The 17,467-nt window shown below is 40.4% G+C and carries 12 protein-coding genes; 4 read left to right on the plus strand and 8 right to left on the minus strand.

Annotated elements, in window-relative coordinates; translation table 11 throughout:
* Positions 1 to 160 precede the first annotated feature (160 nt).
* Positions 161 to 1,042, plus strand: a complete 882-nt coding sequence (folD, locus tag E4N80_RS12840) for a bifunctional methylenetetrahydrofolate dehydrogenase/methenyltetrahydrofolate cyclohydrolase FolD (protein WP_253699551.1) — start codon at positions 161 to 163, stop codon at positions 1,040 to 1,042.
* A gap of 95 nt (positions 1,043 to 1,137) precedes the next feature.
* Here the strand turns inward: folD and E4N80_RS12845 are convergent, their stop codons facing one another.
* The 3 genes from E4N80_RS12845 to E4N80_RS12855 all read right to left on the minus strand — a co-directional run bounded on the left by E4N80_RS12845 (position 1,138) and on the right by E4N80_RS12855 (position 4,185).
* Complete coding sequence (locus E4N80_RS12845; protein WP_253699552.1) at positions 1,138 to 2,592, minus strand: carbon starvation CstA family protein; 1,455 nt, start codon at positions 2,590 to 2,592, stop codon at positions 1,138 to 1,140.
* Between the two features lie 117 nt (positions 2,593 to 2,709).
* Positions 2,710 to 3,357 (minus strand): peroxiredoxin, encoded by a 648-nt coding sequence (locus E4N80_RS12850; protein ID WP_253683264.1) that lies wholly within the window; start codon positions 3,355 to 3,357, stop codon positions 2,710 to 2,712.
* A 261-nt stretch (positions 3,358 to 3,618) separates the two neighbouring features.
* Entirely contained in the window at positions 3,619 to 4,185 is a 567-nt protein-coding gene (locus E4N80_RS12855; protein ID WP_253699553.1) for an NUDIX hydrolase, read from the minus strand.
* Positions 4,186 to 4,270: 85 nt separating this feature from the next.
* Here E4N80_RS12855 and E4N80_RS12860 point away from each other — a divergent pair, with 85 nt between their 5' ends.
* Positions 4,271 to 5,092 carry a cytidylate kinase family protein gene (locus E4N80_RS12860; RefSeq protein WP_253699554.1) on the plus strand — a complete coding sequence of 274 codons (822 nt, stop codon included), beginning with the start codon at positions 4,271 to 4,273 and terminating at the stop codon, positions 5,090 to 5,092.
* A 60-nt stretch (positions 5,093 to 5,152) separates the two neighbouring features.
* Here the strand turns inward: E4N80_RS12860 and E4N80_RS12865 are convergent, their stop codons facing one another.
* Positions 5,153 to 7,783: a heavy metal translocating P-type ATPase gene (locus E4N80_RS12865; protein WP_253699555.1), complete on the minus strand. Its 2,631-nt coding sequence runs from the start codon at positions 7,781 to 7,783 to the stop codon at positions 5,153 to 5,155.
* 131 nt (positions 7,784 to 7,914) lie between these two features.
* A complete protein-coding gene (locus tag E4N80_RS12870) occupies positions 7,915 to 8,817 on the minus strand; it encodes an Rpn family recombination-promoting nuclease/putative transposase (protein ID WP_253699556.1) in 903 nt (300 codons plus the stop codon).
* Between the two features lie 298 nt (positions 8,818 to 9,115).
* Here E4N80_RS12870 and E4N80_RS12875 point away from each other — a divergent pair, with 298 nt between their 5' ends.
* Complete coding sequence (locus tag E4N80_RS12875) at positions 9,116 to 12,700, plus strand: DEAD/DEAH box helicase (RefSeq protein WP_253699557.1); 3,585 nt, start codon at positions 9,116 to 9,118, stop codon at positions 12,698 to 12,700.
* A 57-nt stretch (positions 12,701 to 12,757) separates the two neighbouring features.
* Complete coding sequence (locus tag E4N80_RS12880; protein WP_253699558.1) at positions 12,758 to 13,807, plus strand: threonine aldolase family protein; 1,050 nt, start codon at positions 12,758 to 12,760, stop codon at positions 13,805 to 13,807.
* A 24-nt stretch (positions 13,808 to 13,831) separates the two neighbouring features.
* Here the strand turns inward: E4N80_RS12880 and E4N80_RS12885 are convergent, their stop codons facing one another.
* From E4N80_RS12885 to gyrB, 3 genes are all read right to left on the minus strand, one after another.
* Positions 13,832 to 14,506 carry a hypothetical protein gene (locus E4N80_RS12885; RefSeq protein ID WP_253699559.1) on the minus strand — a complete coding sequence of 225 codons (675 nt, stop codon included), beginning with the start codon at positions 14,504 to 14,506 and terminating at the stop codon, positions 13,832 to 13,834.
* Positions 14,507 to 14,546: 40 nt separating this feature from the next.
* Positions 14,547 to 15,266, minus strand: coding sequence for a DUF5058 family protein (locus E4N80_RS12890; protein WP_253699560.1), 720 nt, complete (start codon positions 15,264 to 15,266; stop codon positions 14,547 to 14,549).
* A gap of 176 nt (positions 15,267 to 15,442) precedes the next feature.
* On the minus strand, positions 15,443 to 17,359 hold the full coding sequence (gyrB, locus tag E4N80_RS12895; protein ID WP_253699561.1) for a DNA topoisomerase (ATP-hydrolyzing) subunit B: 1,917 nt from the start codon (positions 17,357 to 17,359) through the stop codon (positions 15,443 to 15,445).
* Between the last annotated feature and the right edge of the window lie 108 nt (positions 17,360 to 17,467).

Genomic DNA, 17,467 nt, shown 5'->3' on the forward strand with positions numbered 1-17,467 from the left:
TTTTACAAGAATGTCTATATGTAAGTCTTGCACAAAAACCTATTATGTTATAACATAGTAGATATGAGATAACGTAAAGATTCTTGTCTTGTTTAAACTAACACAAGTTTAGAACAAACCGGAATAAGAATAGTTACTTGTACAAGTAAATGGAGGGAAAATGAGCGCTAAAATTATTGACGGCTCCCAGATAGCAGCAGACCTAAGAGCCGATATTGCAAAAGATGTCGAAAAAATAAAGGCAAAGGGAGTTCAGCCCACCTTGGCCGTTATTTTGGTAGGAAATGACCCTGCATCCCAATCCTATGTAAAGGGAAAGACAAATGCTCTTCACGAAGTAGGAATGAATGACAGGACATTCAGGCTTCCTGAGACGACAACTCAGGATGAATTGTTAAAACTTATAAAAGAGCTGAATGCCGACAAACTTATAAACGGTATTTTAGTTCAGCTGCCTTTGCCCAAACAAATCGATCCCGATGCCGTAATTGAAGCTATCAATCCCGAAAAAGATGTAGACGGATTCCATCCTGTAAATGTCGGAAAGCTCCTTTTAGGACACGATACCTTTATTCCCTGTACCCCCCACGGTGTAATTCATCTTCTAAAGAGAACCGGAGTTGAAACAAAAGGTGCAAATGTTGTAATTGTAGGCCGCTCCAATATTGTCGGGAAACCCCTTTCAGTTTTGATGATGAATAAGGATGTAAACGCTACGGTAACAGTTTGCCACAGCGGTACAAAAAATTTAGCGGAAGTAACAAAAGAGGCTGATATACTTGTCGCAGCTATGGGAAAACCCCAATTTATCAAAGCCGATATGATTAAAAAAGGCGCCGTCGTCATAGATGTAGGTGTAAACCGAATTGATGACAGTACTAAAAAGAGCGGCTTTAGGCTTGTAGGCGATGTTGATTTTGAACCCGCCTGTGAAATTGCCTCTGCAATAACACCTGTTCCGAAAGGAGTAGGCCCCATGACCATAGCCATGCTAGTTGCAAATACCCTTATTGCAGCAAAAAGGCAAAACGGTTTGGAATAAACAGAATTGTTATAATCCGGTTAAAATGAGGAAATTATAATAACCGTACTATAAAAAAAAGCCCCGAATTGAGATTTTCAACTCGGGGCTTTTTTTTAAACTGATGGTGCCGGTATGGGCGGCACATCCGTACCGTTTTTCTTTTTTCCCATAATTACAAATATAAAGGCACCCAAACAAATAAGAGCGGCAGCAATTCCTATGGGATAAGAAATCATCTTATCAAGCCTGAATCCTTCAGGAGCCATTAAAATATATGTAACCGAAACAGCAGTCATAAAAGTCGCCGGAACCAAAGCAATGATAAAATTCTTCTTGTTTAAGAATAGATACATCGCTCCTACCCATAATGCGATCATTGCCAACGTTTGATTTGACCATGCAAAATATCTCCAAATAATATTAAAGTTTATTTGGGATAGAAGACCTCCTATAGCTAAAAGAGGGATAGCCAATAAAAGTCTTTTAGCAATCGGTTTTTGATCTACCTTGAACCAGTCGGCAAGAGTTAAACGGGCGCTTCTAAATGCCGTATCTCCCGATGTAATAGGACATGCAATAACGCCCAATACTGCCAAAAACCCGCCAATACCTCCCAATAACTTAAAGGAAATATCGTAAACAACACCTGCAGGGCCGCCCAAGGTTTGAAGAGCTTCTTGTAAACCGCCTGTTCCATAATAGAATGTCATACCGGCAGCTGCCCAAACAAGGGCAATAATTCCTTCGCCTACCATTGCACCATAAAATACCTTGTGTCCGTCAGCTTCGGATTTAATACAACGAGCCATTAAAGGGGACTGGGTTGCATGGAATCCTGAAATAGCACCGCAAGCAATGGTAATAAACAGCAATGGCCAGCGAGGTAAATTAGTAGGGTGAACATTTGCCAATGAAAATTCGGGGATAGTCATTGTTCCTCGGAAAGCATTAAAAAGAATACCGGCGCCGATACCTAAGGCCATGATTATAAGAACAATACCGAAAACGGGATAAATCTTTCCGATGATCTTGTCTACCGGTAAAATTGTAGCAAGGAAATAATAAGCAAGAACAATAATCAGCCAAAAAGTCGATCCGAATTTTTCCGGTGTTAGTTTTGCTAAAAGATCTGCAGGCCCTTTCATAAAAACCGTACCTACAAATATGAGTAAAACAACGGCGAAAATTCTCATAATCAATTTCATAATCGGACCCAGATATACACCTGAAAGCTCTGAAATACTGGCACCGTCATGTCTTTCGGAAATCATGCCCGAAAGGTAATCATGTACGCCGCCCGCAAAAATTGTTCCAAGTCCGATCCAAAAGAAAGCAGAAGCTCCCCAAAGAGCTCCTGAAATCGCTCCAAAAATCGGTCCCAATCCCGCTATATTCAATAATTGAATCAAGAATACGCGGCCTGTCGATAAAGGAACATAGTCAACGCCGTCCTGCTTGGATATTGCAGGTGTAGGTGCAGAAGAAACTCCAAATACTTTTTGGACATATTTTCCATAAACAAAATGTCCTACAATAAGTATTGCCAAACAAATAAAGAATGTAAGCATACTCGCCTCCTTGTAATAGTACGGTAATAGTTTACCATATAATTTAAAAAAAATACACTAAAAAAACAATTTTTATATATAAAAATAGCCGATTATGACTAATCGGCTATTTAAATTTTACAAAGCTTTGTGACAGAACCAGAAATCGTAACCGTCATATTCCTTTAAGCGCTTTTTAGCTTCCGCTTCTGTGGGAGGCGGGGGAATGATGGCTCTGTCCTTGATAAGACCGTTATTAGGCCAATCTGCAGGCAAAGCAACCTTATTCTTATCCGAAGTTTGCAGAGCTTTAACGGCTCTAACAATTTCTTCCATATTTCGGCCGATCTCCTGAGGATAGTAAAGAACAAGCCTTACCTTTCCATTGGGATCAACGATAAATACTGCACGGACAGTGTTAGTGCCTTTTCCGGGGTGTAAGAGTCCGATTTGGTTTGCAATGCTGTCATTTGCAGCAATTACAGGGAAAGTAATCTCAACACCGAGTTTTTCTTTAATCCATTCAATCCATTTTAAATGGCTCTGCATTTGGTCGATTGAAAGACCGATTAGTTTTACACCGAGTTTTTCAAACTCAGGCATGAGCTTTTGAAAAGCTACAAATTCCGTAGTACATACGGGCGTAAAATCGGCGGGGTGGCTAAAAAGCACAAACCAACTGCCTTTAAGATCACATGGAAGCTTCATAGGTCCATGTGTTGTTGAAACCGCTAACTGGGGGAAGTCATCTCCCAAGAGGGGCATATTCATTGTCATTTGTTCCATAATTCTCTCCTTAAAAAATTATTTTAAAGCAAACTTTTTTAAATAACTTTTAGTACTTTTAAAAGATTTTTTAGCATCTTTCAATTATATACAAGCAAATTTCATGCTAAACATAAAAAAATTAAAATAAGATGCATTTTAATAAAAATACAGGGATTTTTTATTAAAATATTTAGAATTTCGATAAAAATAGCGCATTTTAGATAAAATCCACACTGATATATCGGTGCGTTATCACTGATATATAGGTGTACCGATATATCAGTGATAATATTTTTCCTTTAAGTATAGGAAAAGGGCTGCATTCATAATAGCATGAGTGTAGGGCGGATTACCCATGTTTTGAATAACTTTTTTAACGGGGATTTCAAGAATATTTAAAAATTCATCTTCATCAAGGTTTTGCTTTCCTTCTACCTTGTCCAGCTCCGCCAAAAAAACGGTACAAGAGTTTTCCATTATTGCAGGGTTGGGGGACAATACCGACAAGCATTTTATTTTTTTAGGCGTGCGGCCTGTTTCTTCCAAAAGCTCCCGTAAAGCCGCATCTTCTGTCTTTTCTCCCTCATCAACAACACCTCCGGGAAATTCTATGCAGACACTTTCCGAACCGTGTCTCCACTGTTGAACCATAACAAAAATATCTTCGCCTGATGAGTTTCGGTACACGGGAATAACAATAACCCAGCTGGGAGCCTTTAAAGAAATAAAGGTCTTTTTTTCTCCTTCAGGAGAAATACTGTCTTTTTCGCATACGGTAAAGACCCTTGTTTTTAAGATTTCTCTGGAAGCGTCAGGCTTCCATTCAATCCCGTTATTCTTTTCCATAAAAAATCGCAATTCTCCATTTGACATATCAAGAATTTCGGGTTATTCTATTATAAAGCGAATTTAATTGCAATAGGAGGTTTTTATGGCAATTATAACTATTTCACGCAAAATCGCTTCCTTTGGTGACGAAACAGCGATTGAGCTGGCCAAGCTTTTAAATTACAACTTTGTTGACCGTAAGTCGTTGGAAAAAGATTTGCTTGCAAAAGGAATTTCGGAAGTACAGTTAAAAAAATATGATGAGCGCAAGCCTAGCTTTTGGGCATCCCTTTCGAGGGAAAGAGATTCCTACTTTGATTATCTGCGCGAAGCAGTATATGAGCATGCTTCTTCAGGTAACAGCATTTTTATAGGCAGGGGAGGGTTCGCAATCTTGAGACATGTGCCGGGCCTTTATTCGGTACGCTTGGTTGCTGCCGACGATATAAGAATTTCAAGATTGATGAAGGAATTCAATTATTCTGAAAAAGATGCACGCGCACTGATGGAAGAAAGCGATAATAATAGGGACGGATTCCATAAGAATTTTTTTAATACGGTTAATGAGGACTCGTCCGAATATAATTTAGTTATAAATACGGGGCATATAACGCCTCTTCAGGCCGCCGAGATAATCAAATACGGGTTTGAAAAAACCGTAAGCAAAGAAGAGGCTGCCTCAGGTGATAAAAGATTAAAAGAGCTTTTATTGGCTCAAAGAATCGTCAATCATATTTCTTTTGATTTGAAACTTCAAATATATTTTCTTGAAGCCGATATTTCGAAAGATGAGATTATTTTACATGGTGTCGCCGACAACGCAGGCCTTATTCAAAAAGCCATAGATGTTGCTCAAGAAATGTCGGAAGGCCGCAAGGTTTCTTCAGCGATAAGCATGGTAAACGAATATAAGCCCTTTCCGTAGGAACTAAAAAAATCGGCCGAAGTCAATTCCGGCCGATTTTTTCTTTTTAATAAAACAAGTCTATTCTACGGTGTAACCCGCATCTTCAATAGCTTTTTTTAGGTCTGCAACTGCAACACTTTCAGGATGAGTGATAGTTGCGGTTTTTGCACCTAAATCTATTTCGGCTGAAACGCCCGAAATCTTTGTTAAAGCTTCCTTAACATGGGAAACACAATGTTGGCACTGCATGCCGTTTACCTTTAATACAGTATTCATAAGTTCTTTCTCCTTGATTTTATTTTTATCCGTCAGGCAAGATTCTGTAGAGCCTGCATCACGGTTTATTTTATATTTTCTTTTGGGCTTAAAATAATTTAAACGCAAGGCATTGCTTACAACAGACACCGAGCTTAGACTCATAGCAGCTGCTGCAATCATTGGGCTTAAAACAATTCCGAAGAGGGGGTAAAAAGCTCCTGCCGCCAAGGGTATACATAGAGAATTATAAAAGAGAGCCCAAAAAAGATTTTCTTTTATATTCCGCATAACGGCACGGCTTAACTGAATAGAATCTACAGCCGTTTGTAAATTATCGTTCATCAAAATAATATCGGCACTTTCGATAGCTATATCGGTTCCGTTTCCTATGGCTATGCCTACATCGGCTGTCATAAGGGCAGGGGCATCGTTTATTCCGTCGCCTATCATAGCCGTTTTAAGACCGGCTTGGTGCAATTTTTCGATTTCGTTCTTTTTGTTTTGAGGTAAGAGTTCGGCAGTGAAATCATCCACTCCGGTTTGAGCCTTTATAGCATTTGCCGTTTTTTTATTGTCGCCCGTAAGCATTATGGTCTTTATGCCCATCGCCTTAAATTCGGCTATTGACTCAATACTGCCTTCCTTAATTTTGTCGGCAACAGCTATAATTCCTATGAGCTTTGCACCCGTATTGGTTTCCAAAGAACTTCCGCCTGTACCGCCGCTTACGCCAATCAAAAGAGGTGTTGCTCCCTTTTCCGCAAGGGCATCAATTTCGGCCTTGGCATGGGAAATTTCAATATTGTTTTTTTGGAAGAGCTTTTCATTTCCTGCAAAGATTTTTAGGCCCGAAGCTTCTTCCATACCCGAAATCCCGAAACCGTGTTCAGCCTTAAAGTCCTTAATTTTCAAAGCCTCTAAGTTTTTTTCTTTTGCCCGTTTTATAACGGCATTTGCGAGGGGGTGCTCGGAAAGCACTTCAAGACTATAGGCAAAGCTTAAGACTTCGTCCTCGCTAAAGTTTTCGTTTTTTTTAATATCGATTACGTCGGGGCGGCCTTGGGTTATTGTACCGGTCTTATCCAAGACTACGGTGTTTGTTTTATGAGCCGTTTCAAGAGCTTCTGCAGAGCGGATTAAGATACCCAGCCGAGCACCCTTGCCTGTTCCGGCCATAATGGCTGTAGGCGTTGCAAGGCCTAGGGCACAGGGGCAGGAAATTACAAGTACCGAAATCGCTCTGGAAAGAGCAAATTCAAAGCCTTCGCCTGCAATCAGCCAGATAAAAAGCGTAATCACCGCAATAGCTATGACCGCAGGCACAAAGTAGTTGCTTATCTTATCTGCGAGTTTAGAAACGGGAGCCTTCGAGGCCGAGGCTTCTTCCACAAGGGCAATTATTTGGGAAAGGGTTGTATCATCACCAACCCTTTCAGCCTTAAAGGTAAAGGTTCCCGATAAGTTTATGGAAGCGCTTACTACCTTGTCTCCTGCGGTTTTTTCGACAGGGAGGCTCTCGCCCGTAATTGCAGCCTCATCTACTGAAGAATTCCCTTCGACTATGATACCGTCAACGGGAATGGAAAAACCGGGCTTGATTAAAATCAAATCTCCCTTTACAATTTCTTCAACCGGAATTTCCTCTTCATTACCCTTCCTTATAACAAGGGCGGTTTTGGGCCTAAGATTCATCAGCTTTGTAATTGCCTGAGAAGTTTTTCCTTTTGCATTGGCTTCAAGGAATTTCCCCAAGGTTACGAGGGTTAAAATCATCGCAGCCGATTCAAAATAAAGATCTCCGGCAAAAAGCCTTACCGTTTCCATATCTCCGTGCCCCATTCCGTAGGCCATCTTATAAATAGCAAAGATGCCGTAAATAAGGGCCGCGCCGGAACCGACCGCAACGAGGGAGTCCATATTGGGAGCCTTGTTTAAAAAAGCCTTAAAGCCCCCCGTAAAGAATTTTTTATTTATAATCAGCACGGGAAGAGCAAGCAGAAATTGAGTAAAACTAAAAATAAGAGCATTTTCTATTCCGTGCAAAAAATGAGGAATCGGAAGAGAAGCCATGTGTCCCATCGATACATAAAAAAGAGGAATCATAAAGACTAAAGACAAGATTAGCCTTTTTTTTATTCTATCTCTTTCAAGTTTGGCGGCATCGTTTTGAAATGAGCGGGTACCGGAAGTCTTACCGTCAGCCGAGTTTTTATTTGAAGAAGAGTTTTTTAAACCCTCGGCAAGCGAGGCTCCGTATCCGGCTTTTTCGACAGCATCTATAATCTTATCTGTACCAAGGATAGCCTCATCGTAATTGACGCTCATGCTGTTGGTTAAAAGATTTACCTGTACCTCGGCGGCTCCTTCAAGTTTTTCGACAGCCCTTTGAACATGGGAAGAACAAGCCGAGCAAGTCATTCCCGTAATATTGAACTTTATTTTTTTACTCATGTTACTAATATACAACTTTTTAGCGGAAAGGTCTAGGATTTTTTAAGGGGCTGTAATAAAAAACTCCGAAAGGAATTGGAGCATTCCAGACGGAAAAAACAAAAATACTTTTTAAAAGATGATAAAGTTAATTATAAGCTTTCGATTTCTTCAACAGAAAGGCCGGATATTGTGCAAATATCACTAATCGGATAATTCATCTTTTTCATCAGCTTTGCCGTTTCGAGTTTATTTTGGTAAGAGCCATTAGCAAAGCCTTGTTGTATCCCTTTTATTTCTCCCTGCAATATTCCTTCTTCAATGCCTTTTCGATAACCTTCGCTTATACATGAAGCCCTGTCATGTTCATATTTCATACGGGAATCATAAAGCCATTTATCTCTAGGACTCATTTCCATTACAGAAATAGCGGCATTTGCTTTTTTCATCGTCGGAGATTCTTGTTCTAACATTTTTCTTACCTCCCTGTCATCAGTTTCTATAAATTTAAGCCAATTTAATAAGCGTTTAGCTTTATTATCTTTACATTGTCCTTCTTTTAAGAGCCTTGCCTTTTCAAGGTTTAATATATGAATCTCAAGTTTTGAAGCTAAAGGCTCTTTTGTATCTTTTTCCAGAACAAGATATTTGTTGTGCAAACGCTTATTTTTATCAAAGCCTTTTCCTATCAAATTTATTGTAATACATTTTGGGAGATTTGTATAGTCTTGACCTTGTTTTATGGCTTCATTGTACATTTTAGACCAATAATATAAGGTTCTTTCAGGAAAATCAAAATGCCAACTGTTTTGAATTTCAATGTCGACAAAGGTTCCGTCTTTTAGCCTTAACTTGATATCCAAGATACCTAGCTTTTCACTTAAAAGTTCTTTATGAAACTCCTTATCCAGAAGTTCCAAACCTGCGATATTCTCAGGCGGAATATCCAGTATACATTCCAGTAAGTCCTGTAGTACGTCTTTGTTTTCTTCCGCTCCGAAGACTCGCTTAAAGGCGTAGTCGTTGCGGAGAGTGATTTTAAATAGTTTTTGCATAATTAAGCCTCGTTAATAATTTTTTTTAAGAAGAAAAATTTTTCCCCTTTCATAATTATTATAGAAATTGTTTGCAATAAATAGTAAAATTCTATTGATTTCAAACTCAATTAAAGAATTGACTAAAACCTTGGTAACAATACGGGTTCTTAGGGCAGAGCCCTAAGCGGAATTTTGGCGAAAGGAGGGGTCATAGGGGAGGAAGATACCTTTCTCCGAAAAAGGGGTTTTCCTCCCCTAAACCATTTTGCTTGATACGCAATTGTAAATCCTCCCCTCTTTTGCTATACTCTTCCTTATGGCAAGACAGACTTACGGGACAACACCTTGGGGTGCATGGTTTTTGGAGATGCTGAAGGCCTATGATGATTCAGGCCGATTGTCCAGAGGAAAAACTTATGCAAACACAGGGAAGGTAAATTCTCTTGTGGTAAACGGGCAAACGGCGGGAGCAAAGGTTAAGGGGAACTATTCTCCTTGGTACCATGTGTATTTTAAATTTCCGCCTCTTTCAAAAACAAATGAAACCGCAATCCGCTCAATCTTAGAAAAACATCCGATTGAACTTGCAGGTCTTAGGGCGGGAATTATGAGCCCCGCCCTCATCGAGGCCTTAAAGAAAAAAAAGGTAAGGCTCATTCCAGCCCGCTGGAATTTAATCGAAAGGGACTGCACCTGCCCCGATTCGGGAGACCCTTGCAAGCACATGGCGGCCGTTCTTTTTTTACTTGCCAAAGAAATAGACCATGACCCGCGCCTCTTGTTTAAGCTTGCGGACTTTGACATCGATTCTATAAATGTACTGGAAACCGAAGTCTTCGAAAAAGGCGGAACACAAAAACTTGGGCTTCTCCAAGAGCAGCCCGTTCCGTTAAGCCTCCGTAAAAATGAAACCTTAAATGAGGCAGCAAACTTGTCTTCAGACTCATCAGTCAATGAGGCCGTTCATAATTCTTGTGAATTACGGAGCCCTTTAAAGTTTTCCCTTGGGGAATCCTATCTTCCGCTGATAACAAATATTCTTCCTCCTGAACCTAATTTTACATCAAGCGATTTTATAATCAAGCTGACGGAATTTTATCATAAGGCGGTTTTAAATTACGGACTCAACTTTTACAGTCAAGAAAAGCAAAACGAAAAACAAGAAGAAAAATCGGTAAACCCTTTTTTGTTTGCGAGGGTAAAAATAAATATCGACAATATCCGAAAACAAAAAAGAGCTTTCCCCCTTGAGCCTAAAAGCCCTCTAACGATAAACATAAAATTAAACGAAACCAGCGAAATAAATCAAACTCTTCTGCAAGCTCAAAGTTTTTATAAAACAAGAAACAGCTTAAATGAGATGAGCCCCTCGGTTAAAATTCTTTTTTCTCTCTTTGCCCTTGCAGGAAAACTGATTCAAAGCTCTGCATTTATACCTGCCGTATTTACCGAAAACAAAAAGCTTTTTATCTTTTGGAAAAGCCTTTCGGCTTCTTCCGAAATAAAGGCCGACATTCTTAAATTTGCAGCTTCCCTCACAAAGGACTTTTTTCTTCCGGTTGAAAAATGGGGAAGGCTCTACTGTGCAGAACTTTTGCTTACAGCTCTTTTAACCGAATATGCGGCATCTTTAAAATTCTTTCCTAACAAGTCCTATACTAAAGATAAAGAAATAGACAAGCTCTTTTTTTCAAATGAAGAAATCGACATAAGTGTTCCCGGCAAGCGGAATTTGGATACGGTAATTTATTCTTGGCTTTCGGTTTTAAATTACAGTAATTGCGGATATGAATACCGTTTAACCTTGGAGGCCTTAAAAGATGACGAATTCTTTTTGCTTTCCGCCCTTGTCCGCAAGGCTAAAGAAAAGCAAATAGAGGCAAGCGATGACTCCTTTGCTCTTGAAGCAGAGGCACCCTTTGCCGAATTAAATATTGCGGCAAAGAGGAGTAAAAACCCTGACGATATTTTGCGGTTTCCTGCAACCCTTGCGGCTTACTTACCGGCTCTTTCGATTCTTGCAATTAAAAAAAATGTGATGCTTTCGCGGGAAGAAACGGGGCTCTTTTTACAAAAGTCGGCAAAGCTTTTACAGCGTTTCGGTATCGATATAGTTTTACCTAAAAGCCTAAAAAACGTTTTGACTCCCAAACCTGTTATAAGCGTAAAATCCGTAAAGGGAGCAGGAAATGTAGTTTCGTTTTTAAACCTTGATGATGTTCTTTCTTATGACCGAGCCCTAATGTTGGGAGATACCCTAATAGATATAGACGAATTTAAAAAGCTCTTTTTAAATAAATCGGGCTTGGTAAAATTTAACGATCAATTTCTTTTACTTGATCCCGAAGAAGTTGCCAAGATGTTAAAGGCTCTTGAAAAACCGGCAGATACAAAAGAGGTTTTACAAGCGGTTCTTTCGGGAAACGCAGTTTGTTCCAAACCCGCCTCAGAAATTATCAAGAATATTTTCAGGCAAGAAGAGGTTCCCATTCCTCAAAATCTAAATGCGGAATTAAGGCCTTATCAAGAACAGGGCTACCGCTGGCTTTATGCAAATATCAAAAGCGGCTTCGGCTGTCTTTTGGCCGACGACATGGGCTTGGGAAAAACCGTACAGATTATAAGTCTAATGCTTAGCTTTAAAAATTCAAAAGAAGCGGAATCACCTTTTTTGGTTATAGCCCCTGCAAGCCTTCTTTCAAACTGGGAACACGAAATAGCAAAATTCGCTCCTTCTCTTAAAACCGCCGTTTATCATGGGGTAGGGCGTAAGTTCAATATCGAAGCCGACGTAATAATAAGCACATATCAAACTATGCAAAAAGATATAGAAAAATTAAAGGACAAAAAAGTTTTTTGCATTATTTTAGATGAAGCTCAGGCTATAAAAAATTCCGGAACAAAAAAGGCTCATGCGGTAAAGGCAATTCAGGCGAGGGGCAGAATTGCTCTTACAGGGACACCGGTTGAAAACAACCTTGAAGACATGCGTTCCATATTCGACTTTTTTCTTCCCGGTTATTTAGGTACGGCCGACGAGTTTAGAAAAAAATGGCGTATTCCGATTGAGCTTCATAATTCGGAACCCGAAGCGGATGATCTAAAAAAAATTACTTCACCCTTTTTGCTCCGCCGTCTAAAGACCGATCCCAAGGTTATCTCGGATTTGCCGGATAAGATAATTACAAATCAATATTGCAATCTGACACCTGAGCAGCTGGCAATTTATGAAAACCTTGTAGAAACGGAATTGCACAAGGTGATGGGAGCCGAAACTAAGATTGAAAGGCAGGCCTATGTTCTAAAACTTTTAACGGCATTAAAACAGGTGTGCAACCATCCTAGAGCCTATGACAAGGAAACTCCCGTCGAAATGAAATACTCAGGCAAGGCCGCTGTCCTCATCGAGCTTTTAAACGAAATAATTTCTTCGGGAGAAAAGGCAATTATTTTCAGCCAATATGTAGGCACCCTCGACATTTTAAAAAACATCATTCAAAAAGAATTGGGAACCGAACCCCTTTTACTCCACGGTCAAATGCCCGCCTCAAAAAGAAAAAAGGCTGTAGATGTTTTTCAAACGGATCCTGCTTACCGCATCTTTTTAATTTCGCTTAAGGCGGGAGGTACCGGCCTTAACTTGACGGCAGCTAACAGGGTAATTCACTTTGACCTTTGGTATAATCCCGCAGTTGAAGATCAGGCCACAGACAGGGCATTTAGAATAGGACAGACAAAAAACGTCTTCGTGCACCGCCTTATCTGCTCCGGTACCTTTGAAGAAAAAATTGATGAGATGATTCAAAAAAAGCGGGAAATAAGCGGCATGAGCATTTCTTCAGGTGAAACATGGATTTCAAAATTGAGCAATGAAGAATTGGCCGGTCTTTTTAAGAGTTAATTCAAACATTGATAAACCTCTTTTTTTATGATATAATCTAAACTTAGGAGGCTTGGTATGTATTTTTTTATAAATGATTACAGCGAAGGTTGCCACCCAAAAATTCTTAAAACATTGACGGAAACAAATGAAGAACAAACCGTCGGTTACGGCTGTGACGAATATTGTGCAGAAGCTGCAGACCTTATCTTAAAAGAACTGGATGCACCTCAAAGTAAGGTTTATTTTTTTTCGGGGGGAACACAAACCAACCTGACCATGATAGCCTCAGTACTAAGACCTCATCAGGGAGTTATCGCTGCCGATACAGGGCATATAAACGTACATGAGTCGGGAGCTATCGAAGCTTGCGGACACAAGGTTCTAACCATCGAATCGGCAAACGGAAAAATAACGGCGGAGCAGGCTGAAGCTCTTATAAGGGCACATTACGATGATCCCACAGCCGAGCACATGGTTCAGCCCGGAATGATTTATATTTCAAATCCTACGGAACTCGGTACCATTTATTCAAAAAAAGAATTACAGGCTTTAAAGCTGACTGCTCAAAAATATTCCGTACCCCTCTATGTTGACGGTGCGCGGCTAGGCACAGCCCTCACAGCTGACAATAACGATTTAAGCCTTGCAGATATGGCAAGATATACGGACGCCTTTTATATAGGCGGAACAAAGATGGGAGCTCTTTTCGGTGAAGCTCTTATAATAAACAATCAGGATCTTCAAAAAGACTTTAGATATATACAAAAACAAAAAGGCGGCCTTTTTGCAAAGGGCAGACTTTTAGGCCTTCAGTTTAAAACTCTTTTTACGGATAAGCTTTACTTCGAAATAGGAAGAACAATGAACGAAACGGCAAAGATGATCCGTAAAGGTTTTTCCGATATGGGCTTTTCTTTTTTTATGGAAAGCGAAACAAATCAGAGCTTCCCAATAATCGAAAACAGCCTTTTAGCTAAAATAGAAAAAGAATTTAAATGCGAATTTTGGGCAAAAATTTCAGAAAACCAAACAGCTGTGCGCTTTTGTACCTCATGGGCAACAACAAAAGAGGCGGTAAAAAAACTTTTTGAATACGTGGACGAGATAAAAAGCAAAACTGATTAAAAGATAATAAGGGATTCGGTTATTTTAGATTTTTCCCTTTTTATACATTATCCTTGTGTAGATGATTGTAATTGCGGCCCCGACGGGAATGAGCATACTTATGGCCTTTCCAAGCTGCGGCATTGCAATAAAAAGAATCAGCATAAAGGCAAAGGGGACTGCGGCAATCTTAGGATTTTTTGCAACAAAGACTACCAGAAGGCCGCCGAAAAGGGCCGGCAAGATATTTTTAAAGGCCGGTGCCATGATGGGAGATTCCAATATTGGTGTTAACTGAGTCAATAAAAGCATTCCCAAAACCAAGATAAGGGTTGTAGTAATGGAAGAAACCGCGACGGCGATTGTGGTAACCACATCGCCTTCTTCGGTATTGGCTTCAACCTTTGCCGTCTCCAAGGCTAAGACTCCGCAGGGCACTTTTAGGTTTGTCAAGTTTCCTGTGATAAAGCCTACATAGGTTCCGCCCGCACCGAGCATGGGGGCAAAGGTAAAGGCTTCAATAATTCCTACCGGCCAAAAAACAACGGCAACACCGAAAAGCCCCCTTAAAAGAAGCCAAAAATTAGGCCAAGTATTATAGTAAATACAGGTAAAAAGAGGATAAGAAAGAAACATTATAATAGCTATTATCATCCATGTTCTTCCCCACCTATGTATGCTCTTTTCATATGAGCCGAATTCAATTTGTGTATCTTGCATAAAACCCTCCTATAAGAAGTCCCATAAAAACTTAAATGATTTAAGCTATCAACATGGTAATCGGAATGGAAAAAGCCATTCCTCCCAAAAGGCTTATCGGCATAGCATAGCTTTCAAGCCACTTAGCCCTTGTCTTTTTTACGATTAAACCGCAGACAAGCATTAAAAAGGCCGAAAAGAACATTACAAAAACCGGAATCCAGCCCTTAAGACCCAGCCGAATTTCCGAAAATATCATTCCTAAAAAGGCGGAAATCATTCCCATAAAAAGAGCATCGATGAGGAGCTTACTCCATTTTTCATCCTTGGACTTCATCTTAATAAGATTTTTTTGCATCTTTGGCAGAAAAAGAGCAATCACGACAATCCCCGAAATTATTCCGAGGGCCATAACCCAAGAAATAGTCGTATAGGCTGTTGCATTTGCAATCGGCTCATCCAAGGGAATGTCTAAAACGGAAGCTGCCGTGCTTGCCGCAGTAAGCTCATAGGTTAAGGCTCCCAGTACCGAAAGGCGGAGCCAAGGCAGGGGAAGCCCTAAAAATTTGGAAAGGCTTATCATGCCGAGAATGATTGAAATGGCGGGGGCAACCGTAAAAACCGCTGCTCCGGAGATAATTTGCTTTATCTTTTTTTGGGACATATTGAGCTCTTTCGCCCGCCTCAAAGCCTTTATCAAAAAGAAGACGGACTGAACTAAAACAAAGAGTATCACAATACCTGCAAACCAAAAGAGCACAGAACTATTAACATCAAACATACATACTCCCATAAAAACTTTTTGCAGGGATTATCAAATCCTGAAAAAAGTTTTTTCACGCAGTTTGTTTACAAACTGCATACAATAATGCGATGTTTTGTACCAAAGGTACAAAACTCGGCAGATAAACAGTGAGGCTGAATTTCTGCCGAACTGTTTATCGTAACTCCCTAATATTACACATCCAGATTTGCATAGACGGCGTTTTCTTCGATGAACTTTCGGCGAGGCTCGACTTCTTCACCCATCAGCGTACTGAAAATTCTGTCGGCTTCGACGGCGTCCGGAAGGGTAACCCTCATCATTTTCCGCCTTGCCGGATCCATAGTTGTTTCCCAAAGCTGGGTTCCGTCCATTTCGCCCAAGCCCTTGTACCGCTGAACGGCTGCATTGTTTCCGCGTCCTATTTGATCCAAAACGGAATCTCTTTCATCATCATTGTAAACATACCATTCTTTTTTATTGTGCGAAATTTTATAAAGAGGCGGCATGGCAATATAGACATAGCCCCTTTCGATAACCTGAGGCATGTACCTAAAAAAGAATGTTAAAAGGAGGGTGCGGATATGGGAGCCGTCAACGTCGGCATCGGCCATTATTATAACTTTGTGATAGCGTAATTTTTCTATATTAAAATCCTTGCCTATACCTGTGCCGAGAGTCGCAATAATGGGCTGAAGCTTTTCGTTGTTTACAACCTTGTCTAGGCGGGTTTTTTCGACATTGAGCATTTTTCCCCAGAGGGGCAGGATAGCCTGCGTCTTGCTGTCTCTTCCTTTTTTTGCAGAGCCGCCTGCAGAGTCTCCCTCAACTATGTAAACTTCGCAAGACTCAGGGTCTTTTAAAGAACAGTCTGCAAGTTTTCCGGGAAGACCGAAACTGTCCAAACCGCTTTTTCTTCTGGTAGCTTCCTTTGCTCTTCTAGCGGCAATTCGAGCGGCGGCCTCGGCGACACATTTTTCCAAAACCTTTTCCACCTCGCTCGGGTTTTGCTCAAAAAATAAGGTAAGCTTTTCGTTTACAAAGGAGTCAACTATGCCTCGAACATCGCTGTTACCCAGCTTTGTTTTTGTTTGTCCTTCAAACTGAGGTTCGGGAACCTTAACTGAAACAATGGCTGTAAGACCTGCGCGGACATCTTCTCCCGTAAGCTTTTCTTCCTTATCCATCTTTTTTACAAGCTTAGGATATTTCTTTAAAAATTCGTTCATCACACGGGTAAGGGCTGTCTTAAAACCTTCAAGGTGAGAGCCCCCTTCGCGGGTGTTTATATCGTTTACAAAGGAAAGGAGGTTCTCATTATAGCCGTCATTGTACTGAATGGCAACCTCACAGATAATATCGTTTTTTTCGCCTTCGATAAAAACGGGGCTTTTCGGAAAAACTTGTTTTGATTCGTTTAAATAAGAAACAAACTGCGATATTCCGCCCTCAAAGGCGAAGGTAACCTCTTTTGGGGTAGAAAGGCGCTCATCCCTCATCGTAATGGAAATTCGGCTGTTTAAGAAGGCTAATTCCCTTAAACGGGTTGAAAGCACTTCAAAATTGTATACGGTAGTTTCGGTAAAAATAGAAGAATCTACTGCCCACCTGATAACAGTACCGCTTTTTTCGGTTTCGCCTATTTTTTTTACGGGCTCAAGAATGGAGCCTTTTTCAAACTTTGCATAGTGCTCAAAACCGTCCTTGTAGACCTTGGCTTCCATCCAAACGGAAAGAGCGTTTACAACCGAAACCCCTACACCATGCAAACCGCCCGAAACCTTGTAAGAACCCTTGTCGAACTTACCGCCGGCATGAAGGCGGGTTAAAACAAGCTCCAAGGCACTTATTTTTTCGGTAGGGTGAATATCTACCGGGATTCCTCGGCCATTGTCTTCTACACGGACAATATCGTTCGGCTCAAGCACCACCAAAATTTTATCGCAAAAACCGGCCATAGCCTCGTCTATACAGTTATCTACAACCTCATAAACAAGATGGTGAAGACCGTCCGGTCCGGTTGAACCTATATACATACCCGGTCTTTTTCTAACCGCTTCCAAACCTTTTAAAACCGTAATATTATTTGCCGAATAATTTGACTTTGTCATTTTTTTTCCTTAAAAACTTATAAATTTCCATAAAATTTGACAATAAATGCCTTTTTTCATTCTATCATTATTGCAAAAAAAAGTAAAGAAGTAGTATAATGGCGAACT

Origin of the sequence: Treponema denticola (assembly GCF_024181605.1) — a bacterium.
GTDB classification, from domain to species: domain Bacteria; phylum Spirochaetota; class Spirochaetia; order Treponematales; family Treponemataceae; genus Treponema_B; species Treponema_B denticola_B.

Coding starts and splice junctions, on each gene's coding strand:
- folD (WP_253699551.1), top strand. CDS start 161: ATGAGCGCTAAAATTATTGACGGCTCCCAGATAGCAGCAGACCTAAGA.
- E4N80_RS12845 (WP_253699552.1), bottom strand. CDS start 2,592: ATGCTTACATTCTTTATTTGTTTGGCAATACTTATTGTAGGACATTTT.
- E4N80_RS12850 (WP_253683264.1), bottom strand. CDS start 3,357: ATGGAACAAATGACAATGAATATGCCCCTCTTGGGAGATGACTTCCCC.
- E4N80_RS12855 (WP_253699553.1), bottom strand. CDS start 4,185: ATGGAAAAGAATAACGGGATTGAATGGAAGCCTGACGCTTCCAGAGAA.
- E4N80_RS12860 (WP_253699554.1), top strand. CDS start 4,271: ATGGCAATTATAACTATTTCACGCAAAATCGCTTCCTTTGGTGACGAA.
- E4N80_RS12865 (WP_253699555.1), bottom strand. CDS start 7,783: ATGAGTAAAAAAATAAAGTTCAATATTACGGGAATGACTTGCTCGGCT.
- E4N80_RS12870 (WP_253699556.1), bottom strand. CDS start 8,817: ATGCAAAAACTATTTAAAATCACTCTCCGCAACGACTACGCCTTTAAG.
- E4N80_RS12875 (WP_253699557.1), top strand. CDS start 9,116: ATGGCAAGACAGACTTACGGGACAACACCTTGGGGTGCATGGTTTTTG.
- E4N80_RS12880 (WP_253699558.1), top strand. CDS start 12,758: ATGTATTTTTTTATAAATGATTACAGCGAAGGTTGCCACCCAAAAATT.
- E4N80_RS12885 (WP_253699559.1), bottom strand. CDS start 14,506: ATGCAAGATACACAAATTGAATTCGGCTCATATGAAAAGAGCATACAT.
- E4N80_RS12890 (WP_253699560.1), bottom strand. CDS start 15,266: ATGTTTGATGTTAATAGTTCTGTGCTCTTTTGGTTTGCAGGTATTGTG.
- gyrB (WP_253699561.1), bottom strand. CDS start 17,359: ATGACAAAGTCAAATTATTCGGCAAATAATATTACGGTTTTAAAAGGT.